We start from the raw sequence: 17,126 nt of genomic DNA on the forward strand, positions 1-17,126 counted from the left end.
TCTGCCCGCTCGGTGTAGCGGGACATCCAGAACAGATGGTCGGCAGTGCGGCTCAGCATCTCATTGACCTCCATCCTCATCCCCCAGCACCCAGGTGTCCTTGGTGCCGCCGCCCTGCGACGAGTTGACGACGAGCGAGCCCTCCTTGAGCGCCACGCGCGTGAGCCCGCCGGCCACCATCTGCACTTTCTGTCCACTGAGCACGAAGGGCCGCAGATCGATGTGGCGCGGCGCGATGCCCGCATCCACGTAGGTGGGACAGGTCGAGAGCGAGAGCGTGGGCTGGGCGATGTAGCCCGCGGGATTGGCGATGAGCGCGGCGCGGAAGGCCTCGATCTGGGCGCGCGTGGCCGCGGGTCCGATGAGCATGCCGTAGCCGCCCGCGCCATGCACCTCCTTGACCACCAGCTCCGGCAGATGGCCCAGCACGTACTGCAGGTCTTCAGGGCGGCGGCACATCCAGGTGGGCACGTTGGCCAGGATGGGCTGCTCGCCCAGGTAAAAGCGGATCATCTCGGGCACGTACGGGTACACCGACTTGTCGTCCGCAATGCCCGTACCCACGGCGTTGCAGATGGCCACGTTGCCCGCGCGGTAGGCTTGCATGAGCCCCGCGCAGCCCAGTGTGGAGGTGGGCCGGAACACCTGTGGGTCGAGGAAGTCGTCATCCACGCGCCGGTAGATGACATGCACGCGCTGCAGGCCGCGCGTGGTGCGCATGTAGACGACGTTGTCCTTGACGACCAGGTCCTGGCCCTCGACCAGCTCCACGCCCATCTGCTGCGCGAGGAAGGCGTGCTCGAAATAGGCGCTGTTGTGCATGCCGGGCGTGAGCACCACCACGGTGGGGTCGGCGCTGCTCCAGGCCGGCGCGCTGGCACGCAGCGTGTCCAGCAGCAGGTCGGGATAGTGCGCCACGGGGGCCACCTTGTGCAGCGCAAACAGCTCGGGAAACAGCCGCATCATCATCTTGCGGTTTTCCAGCATGTACGACACGCCGGACGGCACGCGCAGGTTGTCCTCCAGCACGTAGTGGATGCCCTCGCCATCCGCGCCCGGCGCGCGCACGAGGTCGATGCCCGCGATGTGCGCGTACACGTCCTGCGGGACGTCCAGGCCCACCATCTCGGGGCGGAACTGCGCATTGGCCAGGATCAGGTCGGCAGGCACGATGCCTGCGCGCAGGATGTCCTGGCCGTGGTAGATGTCGTGGATGAAGCGGTTGAGCGCCGTGACACGCTGCACCAGGCCGCGCCGCATGCGGCGCCATTCCTGCGCGGGGATGATGCGCGGAATCAGGTCGAAGGGGATCAGCCGCTCGGTCCCGGCGCCCTCCTCGTCCTTGTCGCCATACACGGCGAAGGTGATGCCCACGCGGCGGAAGATCACCTCGGCCTGCGCGCGGCGGGCCTGCATGGCGTCGGCCGGCTGCTGCGCCAGCCACTGGCCGTAATGCCGGTAGTGCGCCCGCACGTCGCTGCCCCCGAAGGGCAGCACGGTGTACATCTCGTCGAACTGCTGCATGCGGCGTGCCTCCTGCACCCAGGATAGCAAGTTGCAGGCCCGGCAACGCTACGGCTGCGGCAAAAGTGACGCCTCGGGCACGCGGTGGTGCCAATAGCGCCGCGTGGCCTCTCGTTCACAGTGCACGGCCAGCGGCGCATCGGATACCCAACGCGCCGCGCCGCAGGGCGGCGACTGCACGAGCAAGACGCCGCGCTGCTGGTAGCGCGCCGCCACGTCGGGCGCGGGGTGGCCGAAGCGGTTGCGGTAGCCGGCCTGCACCAGCGCGGTGCGCGGCTGCACGGCATCCAGGAATGGCGCGCTGGACGAGCTCTTGCTGCCATGGTGCGGCACCAGCAGCAGGTCTGCCGCCAGCGCGGCACCGCCATCTACCAGCGCCTGTTCCTGCGCGCGCTCGATGTCGCCCACCAGCAGGGCCACCGCACCGCCGGTGTTGTCACTGGTCCGCGCGGCTGCGATGCGCAGCACACAGCTCGTGGCGTTGGACGTCGGCGCACGGGCGCCCGGCACATCGCCCGCATCGCGCGGCGGGTGCAGCACTTCGAAAAGCACGCCGTCCCAGTTCCAGTGCTGGCCTGCCAGGCAAGGCTCAGCGGGCCGCAGGGCCTGCAGTGCATGGTCGGCCTCAATCGACCCCAGCAGGCGTGCCTGCGGCTGTTGCGCCAGCACTGCCGCGGCACCGCCGGTGTGGTCGGTATCGCGGTGGCTCAATACCAGCAGGTCCAGCCGTTCGCCCAGCGCGCGCAGCAGGGGCACCAGCACGCGCTCGCCCGCGTCGCTGTCCTGGTGGTAGCGCGGGCCGGCGTCGTACAGCAGCGCATGGCGCGCCGTGCGCACCAGCACGGCCTGGCCCTGGCCCACGTCGGCGGCCAGCAGCTCGAACTGCCCCGGCTGCGGGCGCGCGGGCTGCCACCACAGCGCCGGCAGCAGCAGCGCAAGGCCCAGGGCACGTACGCCCCACGGCAGGCGCAGCGCCAGCAATACGCCGCCGGTCACGGCTGCCGCGCCGGCCCACAGCGGGGCCATGGGCAAAGCGACCTGCGCCCAGGGCCAGGCTGCCAGCCACTGCAGCAACACCGACAACGCCTGCACGCACCACGCCGCCGCCTGCCACAGCGGCGCCCACAGCACCCCCAGCAGCGCCAGCGGCGTGACCACCAGCGTGGTCCACGGAATCGCCACCAGATTGGCCAGCAGCCCCACCAGCGCAACCTGCCCGAACAGCAATAGCGTGAGGGGCGTGAGCGCCAGCGTCACCACCCACTGTTCTCGAAGCAATGCATAAAAACGGCCTGTAACGCCCACGGGATAAGCGCTAGCAGCTCCCAAATCAGTAGCAAACAGCACGGCCACGGCCACAAAGCTCAGCCAGAAGCCCGGCTGCAGTAGCGCCCACGGATCGACCGCCAGCACCACCGCGCAGGCCAGCAGCCACACCTGCGGCCAGGGCCAGCGCCGCCCCGACAGGCGCAGCAGCGCCACAGTGGCCAACATGCACACCGTGCGCTGCGCGGGCACGCCCCATCCGCTGAAGAGCGCATAGGCAGCGGCCAGCAGCACACCGCCCACCAACGCCGCCGTGGGCGCGGGCACGGCCAGGCACAGGCGTTGCGAGCGGCGCCAGGCCCGGTCCAGCAGTGCGGCCGCAAGCCAGGCAAACAGCGTGATGTGCAGCCCCGAGATGCTCATGAGGTGGGCCACGCCCGTGGCGCGGAACACATCCCAGTCCGCCCGCTCGATGGCGCGCTGGTCGCCCGTGACCAGCGCCGCCACCACCCCGGCCGCACGCTGGCGGGCTGCATCCTGCGCAGGGTCCACCAGCGTGCGCACGATGGCGTCGCGCACTCGCTGGCGCAGTTGCTCCACGGGGTGGCGCCAGGTGGCGCCCAGCCGCTCAGGCGGGCCGTGCAGCGCATCCAGCCGCGCGCTGGTGCGCACGTAGCCCGTGGCCTGCACCCCTTGCTCCCACAGCCACAGCTCGTAATCGAAGCCGTGCGGATTGCGCCCGCCGTGCGGCGCCTTCAGGCGCACGGTCAGGCGCCAGCGTTCACCGGCGCGCACAGCGGGCGGTGGATTGTCCGCGCCTGCCTCACCACCCAGCCCGCCGGCATACCAGGTCAGGTCGATAAGCGGCGGCACACGCACGGGCGCACCGTCCAGTTGCGCCGTCTCCACTTCCAGCCGCAGGCGCAACCCGGTCTCGCGCGGCTGCGGCATGGCGGCAACCACGCCCGTCACGCGCAGATCACGCCCCTCCAGCGCCGGCGCCAGAGACTGCTCCAGGAAGACCGCAGCGCGCATGCCGCACAGCCCGTACATCAGCACCGCGGCCAGAATCGCCACGCCGCTGCCGTGCCAGCGGCGCGGGCCGCGCACACCGGCCCACCAGGCGAGCCCCCCGGCCGCCAGCAGCGCGCCAACCATCAACCCCGCATAGGACGGCCAGGGCCACAGCGCAGGCTGCTGCAGTTGCAGCGCCACGCCCACCACCCCCGCAGCCAGCGCAACGGGCAGATGCCAGGCCCGCACCACAGGCACGCGAGCGACCGGCACGCGAGCGGACGCCGTCGCCACCCGCGCGGCGGTGCTCCCTCCCTGCTGGTGCTGTGGCCCTTCGGGCGCCCACTGGTCCATGGCCGCATGCTATGCGAACGCACGCGGTGGACGCTCCGCCGGCGTGGCGATGTGCAACACTCGCCCGGTCCCACGCCGCGTCGGCGGCCGTGGGCGCGCTTCCCGGGCCGTGCCGCGCCCGCCCTCGTTTTCAAGGATTGCCATGAGCGTTTACGACAAGCTGAAGGAACTCAACATCACCCTGCCCCCCGTGGCCGTGCCCGCCGCCGCCTACGTGCCCTATGTGCAGACCGGCAACCTGGTGTTCCTGAGCGGCCACATTGCCCGCAAGGACGGCAAGCCCTGGGCCGCGCAGTTCGGCCGCGACATCACCACCGAGGAAGGCAAGGCCGCCGCGCGCGCCGTGGCCGTCGACCTGCTGGGCACGCTGCATGCGGCCACCGGCGGCGACCTGAACCGCGTGCAGCGCATCGTGAAGGTGATGAGCCTGGTGAACTCCACGGGCGACTACACCGAGCAGCACCTGGTGACCAACGGCGCCAGCGAACTGCTGGGCGAAGTGTTCGGCGACAAGGGCAAGCACGCGCGCAGCGCCTTTGGGGTGGCACAGATCCCCCTGGGTGCCTGCGTGGAGATCGAGTTGATCGCCGAGCTGGCCTAAGCCGCGCACCGCGTTCTTTCCCAGCCTCCCGCGTGCGCTCGTCGCGGCATGCGGAAGGTGAAGGAGCCAGCCCCGCGCGCCCGCGTGGCAAGCAAGGCGCCCCGTCAGCGCAAGGTGTGCGACCGCACGCGGATCAGAAGGACTCCCAATCGTCCTCACCACCTTGGGCCAGTGCCGCAGGCCGTGCGGCGGCGGCAGGTGCAGCAGCCGCACGCAGGGGGGCCGCCACGCGCTGCGCCGGCGCCCGTGCCGGCACTGCCGCCGCGCGGGGCGCGGCGGGGGCCTTGCCCACAGGTGCCACCGGCATGGAACGTGCCTGTGGAGCGGCCGGCACGGGGCGTGCGGCTGGCGGCACAGCAGCTACCGCGCCATCGATGCGGAATGCTGCCACCACGCGCGTGAGGTGATCGGCCTGCTCGCGCAGGCTTTGCGCCGCGGCGGCGCTCTCCTCCACCAGCGCCGCGTTCTGTTGCGTCATCTGGTCCAGTTGACCCACGGCCTGGTTCACCTGCGAGATGCCCGCGCTTTGCTCGGTGGCGGCGGCGGTGATCTCGCCCATCATGTCGGCCACGCGCTGCACCGACTGCACCACCTCTTGCATGGTGGAGCCCGCGCTGTGCACCAAGCGCGAGCCGCTTTCCACGCGGCCCACCGAGTCGCTGATCAGGTCCTTGATCTCCTTGGCGGCCGATGCCGAGCGCTGCGCCAGGTTGCGCACTTCGCCCGCCACCACGGCAAAGCCCCGGCCTTGCTCACCGGCGCGCGCGGCCTCCACGGCCGCATTCAGCGCCAGGATGTTGGTCTGGAAGGCGATCCCGTCGATGACGCCGATGATGTCGGCGATCTTGCGGCTGCTGTGCTGGATGTCGTCCATGGTGGACACCACCTCCCCCACCACGCTGCCGCCGCGGCGCGCGACGTCGCTCGCGCCGCCGGCCAGCTGGCTGGCCTGGCCCGCCGTCGCCGCGCTGTGCTGGACGGTGCTGGTGAACTCCTCCATGGCCGCGGCGGTTTGCTGCAGGTTGCTGGAGGTGGATTCGGTGCGCGCGGACAGGTCCTGGTTGCCGGTGGCGATCTGCGCGCTGGCCACGGCAATGCTGTCGGTGGTGTGGCGCACCTCCTGCACCATGCGCGCCAGCGAGTCGCGCATGCCCGCCAGCGAACGCAGCAGCTCGCCAAATTCATCGCCACGCTGCACATCCACCGCCTGCTCGCGCAGGTCGCCGTCCGCCACGCGCGCCGCGAGCGCGTTGGCCTCGGCCAGCGGGCGCTGGATGCTGCGGATCAGGAAATACGCCCCCAGCACGATGGCCACGAGCATCACGGCTGCGGCCGCGGCCGCCAGCTTCACCGTGAGCATGCGCGTGGCGGCCATCTCCGCCTGGCGCGCCTGGGCGGTCTGCTCCTGCATGCGCACGAAATCCTGCAGCGTGCCCAGATAGGTGGCCACGGCGGGCACGTAGGACTGCTGCGCCAGGCGCACCGCCTCATCATGGCTGCCGGCGTCCTTGAGCTGGCGGGCCTGGTTGCGCAGATCGATCATGGCCTTGCGCGCGGTGGCGATGCGCCCCATCTGCTCGCGGTCGGCGGGCGTGAGGGCCATGGCTTCCAGCCCCTTTTGCAGTTCGCTGATGCGCGCCGAGGTGGCGGCAATGTCGCCCTTGAACGCCTGCTCCACCACGGCGTCGGTGCTGAGCACCAGCGCCAGCGTGCGGGCCGCATTGGTCTCGGTCAGGCCGGCCCAGCGTGTGGCCGTCTGCACGCGCTGCGTCATCTCGCGGCTCAAGGCGTCGGATTCGGCCTGCGCCCTGGCAGAGCGCACACCAGCCACGCCCACGACGGTCAGTTGGGCCAGCACGATGCAGCCCACGGCGAGCCAGAGTTTGTGGGAAATGCGCAGCGATCTCATGGGGTGGGCTCCTGGAATTCGTTATGGCGGGGTTGCGAGAATGCTACCAAACGCAACAAAGAAGCCCCGCCGCCCACGCGACATACTATCGCTATCAAAAAAATAGCTTCTCGCGCTTTCTACACCGGAACTTCAACGGCTTTTATCCGTAAAAGCTTGTACCAGCAAGCGCGACCAGCTATTGTTTTTGAATCACTCCACGCGCAGCACGTCGGACGGCTTGAAACCCAAGTCGGCCGCCTTGCCCTTGCGCCCGCGCGCCGCGCGCGCGTTGTTGAGCGAGCGGATCTCCAGTTGCTCCTCGCGCGGCTTGCCGCCACGGCCCACGCCCACGAAGCGCACGCTGCGCGTGTAGGCCGCCGCGCCGGCCAGTTGGTCCTTGGGCTCCAGGTCGATGAGCATCAGCCCGCGGCCGCCCTTTTCCATGAGCTTGAGTTCGGCGATCTCAAACGTGAGCACTCGCCCACCCACGGATGCGCAGCACACATGGGTGGCGGGCGCCAGCGGCTGGCTGCCGCTGGTGAACGCCGCATGCGAGGGGCGGCACAGGCGTTCGCCCTCACCCAGGTTCACAAAGGCCTTGCCGCCACGGTTGCGTGCGGTCATGTGCTCCACGGTGGACAGGAAACCATAGCCGCCCGAGCCTGCAAGCAGCAGCGCTGCGTTGGCCGGTCCGGCGAAGTAGTGCACCGGCTGCGTGCCGGCCTCCAGCTCGATCAGCGTGGTGATGGGCTGGCCGTCGCCACGCCCGCCCGGCAGGCTGGACACGGCCACCGAGTACACCCGCCCGTTGCTGCCGAAGACGATGAGCGTGTCCACCGTGCGGCACTCAAAGGTGCCGTACAGGCCGTCGCCCGACTTGAAGGCGAAGCTGCCCGCCTCGTGCCCGTGGCCCTGGCGCGCACGCACCCAGCCCTTTTCGGACACCACCACGGTGACGGGTTCGTCCAGCACCTTGACCTCGGCCACGGCCTTCTTTTCGGCCTGGATCAGCGTGCGGCGCGCATCGCCGAACAGTTTGGCGTCTGCCTCGATCTCCTTGACCATCAGGCGGCGCAGCGAGGCGGGGTTGGCGAGGATGTCCTCCAACTTGCCCTGCTCGTCGCGCAGCTCTTTCAGCTCCTGCTCGATCTTGATGGCTTCCAGCCGCGCCAGTTGGCGCAGGCGGATTTCCAGAATGTCCTCAGCCTGGCGGTCCGACAGGTGAAAGCGCGCGATCAGCGCCGCCTTCGGCTCGTCGGCCTGGCGGATGATGGCGATCACCTCGTCGATGTTCAGCAGCACCAGCTGCCGCCCCTCCAGGATGTGGATGCGGTCCAGCACCTTGTCCAGCCGGTGCTGGCTGCGCCGCGTGATGGTGGTCTGGCGGAAGTCGATCCACTCCTGCAGCATCTCGCGCAGCGACTTCTGCACGGGCCGGCCGTCCAGCCCCACCATGGTCAGGTTGATGGGCGCGGAAGTCTCCAGGCTGGTGTGCGCCAGCAGCGCGGTGATGAGATCCTGCTGCGGCACCTTACCGGTCTTGGGCTCGATGACCAGGCGCACCGGCGCGTCCTTGCTGGACTCGTCGCGCACGCCGTCCAGCAGCGCCAGCAGCGCGGCCTTGAGCTGCGTCTGCTCCTGTGTGAGCGCCTTCTTGCCGGTCTTGACCTTGGGGTTGGTGAGCTCCTCGATCTCCTCCAGCACCTTCTGCGCAGAGACGCCGGGCGGGAGCTCGGTCACCACCATCTGCCACTGGCCGCGCGCCAGGTCCTCGATCTTCCAGCGCGCGCGCACCTTGAGGCTGCCGCGGCCCGTGCGGTAGGCGTCCTGGATGTCCGCATCAGTGCTGATGATCTGGCCGCCGCCCGGGTAGTCAGGGCCGGGGACCAGCGCGAACAGCTCCTCGTCGCTCAGCTGCGGCTTCTTGACCAAGGCCACGCAGGCGTCGGCCACCTCGCGCAGGTTGTGGCTGGGGATCTCGGTGGCCAGGCCCACGGCGATGCCGCTGGCGCCGTTGAGCAGCGCGAATGGCAACCGCGCGGGCAGCTGGCGCGGCTCCTGCGTGCTGCCGTCGTAGTTGGGCACGAAATCCACCGTGCCCATGTCGATCTCGTCCAGCAGCAGGCCGGCGATGCGGGTCAAACGCGCCTCGGTGTAGCGCATGGCCGCCGCGCCGTCGCCATCGCGGCTGCCGAAGTTGCCCTGGCCGTCGATCAGCGGGTAACGCTGGTTGAAGTCCTGCGCCAGGCGCACCAGTGCGTCGTAGGCCGACTGGTCGCCATGCGGGTGAAAGCGGCCCAGCACGTCGCCCACCACGCGGGCGCTTTTGACGGGCTTGGCCGCCACGTTGCGGTTTGGCCCGCTGTAGCCCAGGCCCATGCGGTCCATGGCATAGAGGATGCGCCGCTGCACGGGCTTGAGGCCGTCGCACACGTCGGGCAGCGCGCGGCCCTTGACGACCGAGAGGGCGTATTCCAGATAGGCGCGCTGGGCATAGCCGGCCAGTTCCAGGCTGTCGCCGTGGTCGGCGGGCGCGGAGAAGTCGAGAGTGGGTTGGTCGCTCATTCAGTGAAGACAGACTCGGTCGATGACTGCCGGGCCAGGCGCGTGGGCGCAGGTGTGGACATGCGCTGCGCGTCGCCGCGCTCACCGGCATCGGATAGGGAATGGGGCGTGGCGGGCAGTTCCATGCGCACGCGCCCGGGGTTCGCGCGCTGATTGCGCGTCGGTAGCGGCGGCTTGAGCAGCGCATACAGGCCCATCACGCTCTGTACGTAGTTGCGCGTCTCGCGGTAGGCGGGAACGCGGTTGCCGGCGCGCTGCACGGCACCCTCGCCCGCGTTGTAGGCCGCCAGCGCCAAGTCCAGGCGGCCCTCGAAGAGATCCATGAGGTAGCGCAGGTAGCGCGTGCCCGCGGCCACGTTGGTGGCGGGGTCCACCAGCTTTTGCTCCACCGAGCGCCTGGCGTCGCCGCTCACGCCGAAGCGGCTGGCGGTGGCGGGCATGAGCTGCATCAGCCCCACGGCGCCGCGCGGCGAAACCGCACGGGTGTTGAAACCCGACTCGGTGGCGATCACCGCCTGCAGCAGCGCGTAGTCCACGCCATGGCGCGCCGACGCCGAGCGCAGGTGCTGGCGCACGAGCTTGTAGTCGTGCGACCCCTCGAAGAAGGCCAGCAGCCGCGCCCCCGAGGGACTGGCCGGCCCGGTGGAGACATCGGCCGCACCCTGACGTCCGGTGTTGGAGCCGTCGCGCTCGGAGTCGAAGTCGTTGCCGCGAAAGAACAGCGCATAACGCTCGTCCAGCTGCTGCGCGGCGAAATGCGTCACCCCGCGCTCGTCCACGAAGGCCCACAGGTCCGCATGCGCGGTTTGCTGCAAAAACAGGAGCGCGCAGCACATTCCAGTCGTGCGCAAAAGCCCCAAAAGGCTGTTACGCATACAGTATCCCAGGCGCGCAGTCATGGCGAGGGTGCCTTCGTCAGATGTCCACATCCACCAGGTCGCCGTGCAGCTCCATGAGCTCGCGGCGCGCGGCGGCCTCGCCCTTGCCCATGAGCTTGGTGATCAGGCCCTCGGTGGCGGAGAAGTCGAACGTGCCCAACTGCACCGGCAGCAGGCGGCGCGTGTCGGGGTTGAGCGTGGTCTCCCACAGCTGCTCGGCGTTCATTTCGCCCAGGCCCTTGAAGCGGCTGATCTGGCATTTCTCGCGCGGCACGCCGTCCTTGGCGCACTTGTCGAGGATGCTTTCCAGCTCGGATTCGTCCAGCGCATACACCTTGGCCGCTGGCTTCTTGCCGCGCGCCGGCACGTCCACGCGAAACAGCGGTGGCCGGGCGACAAAGATATGGCCGGCCTCGATGAGCTTGGGGAAGTGGCGGAAGAACAGCGTGAGCAGCAGCACCTGGATGTGCGAGCCGTCCACGTCCGCGTCCGAAAGGATGCAGATCTTGCCGTAGCGCAGGCCGGACAGGTCGGGGGTGTCGCTCGGGCCGTGCGGGTCCACGCCGATGGCTACCGAGATGTCATGCACCTCGGTGTTGGCAAACAGGCGGTCGCGGTCGACCTCCCAGGTGTTGAGCACCTTGCCGCGCAGCGGCAGGATGGCCTGGCTTTCCTTGTCGCGGCCCATCTTGGCACTGCCGCCGGCCGAGTCGCCCTCGACCAGGAAGACCTCGTTGTAGGCCAGGTCACGGCTTTCGCAGTCGGTGAGCTTGCCGGGCAGCACGGCCACGCCCGAGCCCTTGCGCTTTTCGACCTTCTGGCCGGCCTTTTGCCGTGTCTGCGCGGCCTTGATGGCCAGTTCGGCCAGCTTCTTGCCGTATTCCACGTGCTGGTTCAGCCACAGCTCCAGCGCCGGGCGCACGAAGCTGGACACCAGCCGCACGGCGTCGCGCGAGTTCAGCCGCTCCTTGATCTGCCCCTGGAACTGTGGGTCCAGCACCTTGGCCGCCAGCACATAGCTGGCGCGCGCAAACACGTCCTCGGGCAGCAGCTTCACCCCCTTGGGCAGGAGCGAGTGCAGCTCGATGAAACTCTTGACCGCGTTGAACAGGCCGTCGCGCAGGCCGCTTTCATGGGTGCCGCCGGCGCTGGTGGGGATCAGGTTCACGTAGCTCTCGCGCACCGGCTGGCCTTCCTCGGTGAAGGCCACACACCATGCGGCGCCCTCGCCCTCGGCAAAGCTCTCGTTGTGGCGGTCGGCGAAGCCCTCGCCCTCGAACAGCGGGATCACCGGGTCAGCGCTCAGCGTCTGCGCCAGGTAGTCGCGCAGGCCGCCCTTGTACTGCCAGGTCTGGGTGTCGCGCGTCTTTTCATTGACCAGTTGCACCGTAACGCCGGGCATGAGCACCGCCTTGCTGCGCAGCAAGTGCGTCAGCTCGCCCATCGGAAGGTTGCTGGACTCAAAGTATTTGGCGTCGGGCCAGACGCGCACGGTGGTGCCCTGCTTGCGCTCGCCCGCCTGCAGCGGGCGCGCCGCCAGCGGCTCGGTCACATCGCCGCCCGCAAACACCAGGCGCGCCACCTGGCCCTCGCGGTGGGTGGCCACCTCCAGCCGGGTGGCCAGGGCGTTGGTGACGCTTACGCCCACACCATGCAGGCCGCCCGAGAAGCTGTAGGCCCCGCCCTTGCCCTTGTCGAACTTGCCGCCCGCGTGCAGGCGGGTGAACACCAGTTCCACCACCGGTGCGTTCTCCTCGGGATGCAGGCCGAACGGAATACCCCGGCCGTCGTCCTCCACGCTCACCGAGCCGTCGGTGTGCAAGGTCACCTTGATCTTCTTGCCAAAGCCCGCCAGTGCCTCGTCGGCCGCGTTGTCCAGCACCTCCTGGATGATGTGCAGGGGGTTGTCGGTGCGGGTGTACATGCCCGGCCGCTGCTTGACGGGCTCCAGTCCCTTGAGGACGCGGATCGAGCCTTCGGAGTAGTCGCTGGCGGAGGTGGATGCGGGTTTGACTGCCATGGCGGCGGATTGTAGTGCTGGATATAAAACCAGGATGGTGACGCTTTCTTGCCCCGCCAGCGTGCTGCACAGGGGGCGCCAAGCAGGCGAAACGGGTTTTCGCTACATTCGCCGGATGCACGACGCAACCCGAAAACTGTCCATGGCCCAGGTGCTGATCTGCGGCGCCGCCATCGTTACTCTGTCCATGGGCATCCGGCACGGCTTCGGCCTGTGGCTGCAGCCCATCACCCAGGACATGGGCTGGACACGCCAGACCTTTGCCCTGGCCATGGCCATTCAGAACCTGTCCTGGGGTCTGTTCGGCATCTTTGGCGGCATGCTGGCCGACCGCCTGGGCGCCTTCCGCGTGCTGATCGGCGGCGCAGCGCTCTACGCCATGGGCCTGGCCGGCATGGCGCTGTCTCCCACGCCGCTGCTGTTTTCGCTGACCACGGGCGTGCTGATCGGCGCTGCACAGGCGGGCACCACCTACGCCATCATCTACGGGGTGCTGGGCCGGCAGATCCCGGCCGACAAGCGCTCCTGGGCCATGGGCGTGGCCGCTGCGGCGGGCTCGTTCGGCCAGTTCCTCATGGTGCCGCTGGAGGGGCAACTGATCCTGCGCCTGGGCTGGCAAGAGGCCCTGCTGGTGCTCTCGGCCATGGTGATCCTGATCGTTCCGCTAGCCTTCGGCCTGCGCGAGCCGGGCTTTCATGGCAGCGCCCCCATCAAACGTACCCAGTCCGTGGGCGAGGCCTTTGCCGAGGCGCTGCGCTACCGCAGCTTCCTGCTGCTCACCGCCGGCTACTTCGTGTGCGGCTTCCAGGTGGTGTTCATCGGTGTGCACATGCCTAGCTATCTGCGCGACCAGGGCCTCACGCCCCAGGTGGCCAGCTATGCGCTGGCGCTGATCGGGCTGTTCAACGTGTTCGGCACCTATATCGCGGGCTCGCTGGGCCAACGGATCCCGAAGCGCCACATCCTGGCGTTCATCTATTTCGCCCGTGCCGTGGCCATCACCATCTTCCTGCTGGTGCCGCTGTCGCCGCTGTCGGTCTACGTGTTCTCGGCCGTGATCGGCGCACTGTGGCTGTCCACGGTGCCCCCCACCAATGCCACCGTTGCGCAGATCTTCGGGGTGCAGCACCTGTCCATGCTCAGCGGCTTCGTGTTCTTCAGCCACCAGATCGGCAGTTTCCTGGGCGTGTGGCTGGGCGGCTATCTGTATGACCGCACGGGCAGCTACGACATCGTGTGGTACCTGGCGATTGTGTTGGGCATCCTCGCCGGCTTGGTGAACCTGCCCGTACGCGAGGGCGCCATCGTGCGCGCCACCCCTCAGGCGGCCTGACCATGCGCACCCTGTACAAGCGGTCGATCGTCGCAGCAGCGCTGCTCGCGGTGCTGCTGGGGGTGTTCGTGCTGTACCTGCAGCCCGACTTCATGCTGACGCTGGCGGACCAGATCTGGGCCTGCTTCTGACGATGGCCCCGCACGGCACCGCCCATGCGCCGCTGCCCGCGGCCTCGGAATGGATACAGCGCTGGTCCCACCTGGTGCCTGCGGGCGGCAGTGTGCTGGACGTGGCTTGCGGTCACGGCCGTCACATGCGCTGGTTTTATGAAAGAAAACACCCGGTAACGGGCATAGATAAAGCGCCAGAAGCTATCGAAAGAATAGCACCATGGGGCGCAACGATCGTTGCGGATATCGAGGCTGGCCCCTGGCCCCTGCCCGGGCAGCGCTTTGCCGGCGTGGTGGTCACCAATTACCTGTGGCGTCCTTTGCTGCCCACCATCGTGGACAGCGTGGCGCCCGGTGGCGTGCTGCTCTATGAGACCTTCGCCGTGGGCAACGAAACTGTCGGCCGGCCTGCGCGGGCCGAATTCCTTCTGAGGCCGGGCGAACTGCTGCAGGCCTGCCGGGACCTGCGCATCGTGGCTTACGAGGAAGGCTTCCTCGACGCGCCCGCGCGCTTCGTGCAGCGCATCGCCGCCGTGCGGCCTGCGCCGTCCATGGACGAGCCTCTGCGCGCGCCGCTGCGCGCGCCGCTGCAGGGCCCCGTCTAGTTAGAATGTCTTTTTACCGTTTTTGAACGCGGACATGACTTCTCCCAGCGCCCCCCTGACCGGCAGCATCGTCGCCCTCGTCACGCCCATGCATGACGACGGCAGTGTGGACTACCCCGCGCTGCGCAAACTCATCGACTGGCACATCGCAGAAGGCACCGACTGCATCGGCGTGGTGGGCACGACCGGCGAATCGCCCACGGTGAACGTAGAGGAGCACTGCGAAATCATTCGCGTGTCCGTGGAACAGGCCGCCAAGCGCGTGCCCATCATGGCGGGCTGCGGCGCCAATTCCACGGCCGAGGCCATCGAGCTGGCCAGGTTCGCCAAGAAGGTCGGCGCCGACAGCCAGTTGCAGGTCGTGCCCTATTACAACAAGCCCACGCAGGAAGGCCAGTACCGCCACTTCAAGGCGATCGCCGAGGCCGTAGGCGACCTGCCGATGGTGCTGTACAACGTGCCCGGCCGGTCAGTGGCGGACATGCAGCACGAAACCGTGCTGCGCCTCACGCAGGTGCCCGGCATCGTGGGCATCAAGGAAGCCACAGGCAACATCGAACGCGCGCAATGGCTCATCCGCGACGTGCCCAAGGGCTTTGCCGTGTATTCCGGCGATGACCCCACGGCCGTGGCACTCATGCTGTGCGGCGGCCAGGGCAACATCAGCGTGACGGCCAACGTGGCGCCCCGCCTGATGCACGAGCTATGCGTAGCCGCGCTGGCCGGCGACACCCGCCGCGCCATGGAGATCCAGTTCCGCCTGATGCCCGTGCACAAGCAACTGTTCGTCGAGGCCAACCCCATCCCCGTAAAGTGGGCTGTGCAGCGCATGGGCCTGTGCGGCGGCGCTCTGCGCCTGCCCATGACGCCCCTGAGCCAGGGCAACGAAGCCGTGGTCGAGGCCGCCCTGCGCGCCGCGGGGCTGCTCTAAGCTCTAATTTCACCCAGCCTGTTGCCAGCTTGCAGCGTATTTGGAACGCTCCCGGCCGAATCTGGATCAATGAGGATTTTCGCGTGAACGCTACCACCCGTTTGGGCCTGCTGGGCCTTGCCGTGACCCTGTCCGCTTGCTCCGTGCTGGAGAACGACAAGATCGATTACAAAAGCGCCACCAAGGGGGCAACGCTGGAGGTGCCTCCGGACCTGACGCAGCTCTCGCGCGACACACGCTACACGGTGCCTGGCGGCGTCGTGTCTGCTGCCGCTTTCGAAGCCGGCCAGGCGCAACAGCCCCGCGGCGCGGCGAGCGCAGCCCCGAAGTCCATTGGAGACGTACGCATCGAGCGCGACGGCAACCAACGATGGCTGGTGGTGGACCGCCCTGCCGACCAACTGTGGGACCCGGTGCGTGACTTCTGGATTGAAAACGGGTTCGTGTACGTGCTGGAACAACCCAAGCTCGGCCTGCTGGAGACCGACTGGGCCGAAAACCGCGCCAAGCTGCCGCAGGACATCATCCGCTCCACGATCGGCAAGGTCTTCGATTCGCTGTATTCCACAGGCGAACGCGACAAGTTCCGTACCCGCCTGGAGCGCAACGCCAGCGGCGGCACGGAGATCTACATCAGCCACCGCGGCATGGTGGAGGTCTACACCAACACCCAGAAGGACAACACCGTCTGGCAGCCCCGTCCGGCCGATCCGGAACTGGAAACCGAATTCCTGCGCCGGCTGATGGTCAAGCTGGGCGTAAGCGAGGAGCAATCCAAGGCCGCCGCCGCAGCGCCCGTACCCTCCGCCCCGTCCGCGCGCATGGCCACGGTCGACAACGTGCCGGTGGTGCAGCTTGATGAAGGCTTTGACCGCGCGTGGCGCCGCGTGGGCGTGTCGCTGGACCGCACCGGCTTCACCGTGGAGGACCGAGACCGCAGCCAGGGCGTGTACTTCGTACGCTACGTCGCCCCGACCGAGAAGAAGGAGCAAGGCTTCTTCAGCAAGCTGTTCAGCCGCTCGCCCGACGCGGTGCCGCCGCTGAAGTACCGCATCGTGGTGCGCAGCGAGGGCAACCGAAGCACCGTGTCTGTGCTCAACGCCGCAGGCGCGCCCGAGACCTCCGCCAATGCACAGCGCATCGTGCGCGTGCTCGCGGATGATCTGAAGTAAAAGGGGCGGCGCCGCGCCGCTTGCGCTCCACGATGCTGCGCTTTCGCAATCTGGCCAGCGGCAGCACCGGCAACGCCACGCTGGTTGAAGGGCGCAGCGGCGCGCATACCCGGCGCCTGCTCGTGGATTGTGGGCTGGGCATCCGGCAACTGCAATGGCGCCTGGAGGCTGCCGGTACGGCCCCGGCGCAGTTGGATGCCGTCTTCATCACGCATGAGCATTCCGATCATGTGGGCTGCGTGCTGAAGCTCGCCCTGCGCGAACGCATCCCCGTTTGGATGAGCGAGGGCACCTACGGCGCCCTAGGGTCACCCGACCTTGACGGCCTGCTGCATGTCGCGTGCGATGGCGTACCCGTCGATATGGGCAGCTTTTGCGCACATCCTTTCAGCGTGCCGCATGACGCACGTGAACCATTGCACTTGCGCTGCAGCGATGGCGCGACGCACATCGGCCTACTGACCGACCTGGGCCATGCGGCAGAAACGGTGGTGGAACGGCTGCAGGGTTGTCACGCGCTGCTGCTCGAAGCCAACCACGACGCCGACCTTCTGGCGTCGGGCGACTATCCCGTGTTCCTGAAACGGCGCATCGCAAGTCCGCGTGGGCACCTTCCCAACCATGTCAGCGCGGACATCCTGCACGCCGTACATCACCCGAATCTGCGACACGTGGTGGCTGCACACCTGAGCGCACACAACAACCGACCGGATCTCGCGCAATCCGCTCTGGCGCAAGCTGTGGGGTGGCATGCAAGTGACATCGTAGTGGCCGATCCGCGCGAGGGCACTCCCTGGATCGAGGCCAGCTACTGAGCCATTGCCTAAAAAAGAAAACCCCGACCTTGCGGTACGGGGTT

General features: G+C 68.3%; 14 protein-coding genes. 7 read left to right on the forward strand and 7 right to left on the reverse strand.

Annotated elements, in window-relative coordinates:
- From AC1PPL_RS15135 to AC1PPL_RS15145, 3 genes are all read right to left on the reverse strand, one after another.
- Positions 1–80 (reverse strand): alpha-E domain-containing protein (locus AC1PPL_RS15135; protein WP_479973689.1); only part of this gene is annotated, 80 nt, incomplete at its 3' end.
- The gene (locus AC1PPL_RS15140; RefSeq protein WP_135147872.1) at positions 61–1,524 is read right to left on the reverse strand and encodes a circularly permuted type 2 ATP-grasp protein; all 1,464 of its coding nucleotides are present in this window, start codon (positions 1,522–1,524) and stop codon (positions 61–63) included. The genes AC1PPL_RS15135 and AC1PPL_RS15140, both read right to left, overlap by 20 nt.
- A 48-nt stretch (positions 1,525–1,572) precedes the next feature.
- Complete coding sequence (locus AC1PPL_RS15145) at positions 1,573–4,158, reverse strand: DNA internalization-related competence protein ComEC/Rec2 (RefSeq protein ID WP_479973647.1); 2,586 nt, start codon at positions 4,156–4,158, stop codon at positions 1,573–1,575.
- A 142-nt stretch (positions 4,159–4,300) separates the two neighbouring features.
- Between AC1PPL_RS15145 and AC1PPL_RS15150 the strand changes: the two genes are divergently transcribed.
- Positions 4,301–4,759 carry a RidA family protein gene (locus AC1PPL_RS15150; RefSeq protein WP_011804457.1) on the forward strand — a complete coding sequence of 153 codons (459 nt, stop codon included), beginning with the start codon at positions 4,301–4,303 and terminating at the stop codon, positions 4,757–4,759.
- Between the two features lie 133 nt (positions 4,760–4,892).
- Here the strand turns inward: AC1PPL_RS15150 and AC1PPL_RS15155 are convergent, their stop codons facing one another.
- The 4 genes from AC1PPL_RS15155 to AC1PPL_RS15170 form a co-directional block, all read right to left on the reverse strand.
- The gene (locus tag AC1PPL_RS15155; protein WP_479973648.1) at positions 4,893–6,668 is read right to left on the reverse strand and encodes a methyl-accepting chemotaxis protein; all 1,776 of its coding nucleotides are present in this window, start codon (positions 6,666–6,668) and stop codon (positions 4,893–4,895) included.
- A 192-nt stretch (positions 6,669–6,860) separates the two neighbouring features.
- Complete coding sequence (gene parC, locus AC1PPL_RS15160) at positions 6,861–9,215, reverse strand: DNA topoisomerase IV subunit A (RefSeq protein ID WP_011804455.1); 2,355 nt, start codon at positions 9,213–9,215, stop codon at positions 6,861–6,863.
- Positions 9,212–10,090, reverse strand: a complete 879-nt coding sequence (locus tag AC1PPL_RS15165; protein ID WP_479973649.1) for a lytic transglycosylase domain-containing protein — start codon at positions 10,088–10,090, stop codon at positions 9,212–9,214. Before AC1PPL_RS15165 ends, parC begins: the two co-directional genes overlap by 4 nt.
- Before the next feature lie 40 nt (positions 10,091–10,130).
- Entirely contained in the window at positions 10,131–12,113 is a 1,983-nt protein-coding gene (locus AC1PPL_RS15170) for a DNA topoisomerase IV subunit B (protein ID WP_015912658.1), read from the reverse strand.
- A 115-nt stretch (positions 12,114–12,228) separates the two neighbouring features.
- Here AC1PPL_RS15170 and AC1PPL_RS15175 point away from each other — a divergent pair, with 115 nt between their 5' ends.
- From AC1PPL_RS15175 to AC1PPL_RS15200, 6 genes are all read left to right on the forward strand, one after another.
- Positions 12,229–13,446 carry an MFS transporter gene (locus tag AC1PPL_RS15175; protein ID WP_015912657.1) on the forward strand — a complete coding sequence of 406 codons (1,218 nt, stop codon included), beginning with the start codon at positions 12,229–12,231 and terminating at the stop codon, positions 13,444–13,446.
- A gap of 2 nt (positions 13,447–13,448) precedes the next feature.
- Positions 13,449–13,577, forward strand: a complete 129-nt coding sequence (locus AC1PPL_RS15180; protein ID WP_015912656.1) for a hypothetical protein — start codon at positions 13,449–13,451, stop codon at positions 13,575–13,577.
- A gap of 2 nt (positions 13,578–13,579) precedes the next feature.
- Positions 13,580–14,164: a class I SAM-dependent methyltransferase gene (locus AC1PPL_RS15185; protein WP_479973650.1), complete on the forward strand. Its 585-nt coding sequence runs from the start codon at positions 13,580–13,582 to the stop codon at positions 14,162–14,164.
- Positions 14,165–14,198: 34 nt separating this feature from the next.
- Positions 14,199–15,095 carry a 4-hydroxy-tetrahydrodipicolinate synthase gene (gene dapA, locus AC1PPL_RS15190; protein ID WP_011804449.1) on the forward strand — a complete coding sequence of 299 codons (897 nt, stop codon included), beginning with the start codon at positions 14,199–14,201 and terminating at the stop codon, positions 15,093–15,095.
- An 83-nt stretch (positions 15,096–15,178) separates the two neighbouring features.
- On the forward strand, positions 15,179–16,267 hold the full coding sequence (gene bamC / locus AC1PPL_RS15195; RefSeq protein ID WP_015912654.1) for an outer membrane protein assembly factor BamC: 1,089 nt from the start codon (positions 15,179–15,181) through the stop codon (positions 16,265–16,267).
- 32 nt (positions 16,268–16,299) lie between these two features.
- Complete coding sequence (locus AC1PPL_RS15200) at positions 16,300–17,082, forward strand: MBL fold metallo-hydrolase (protein WP_479973651.1); 783 nt, start codon at positions 16,300–16,302, stop codon at positions 17,080–17,082.
- The last annotated feature ends 44 nt before the right edge of the window (positions 17,083–17,126 follow it).

Source organism: Diaphorobacter sp. B2A2W2 (assembly GCF_056730635.1).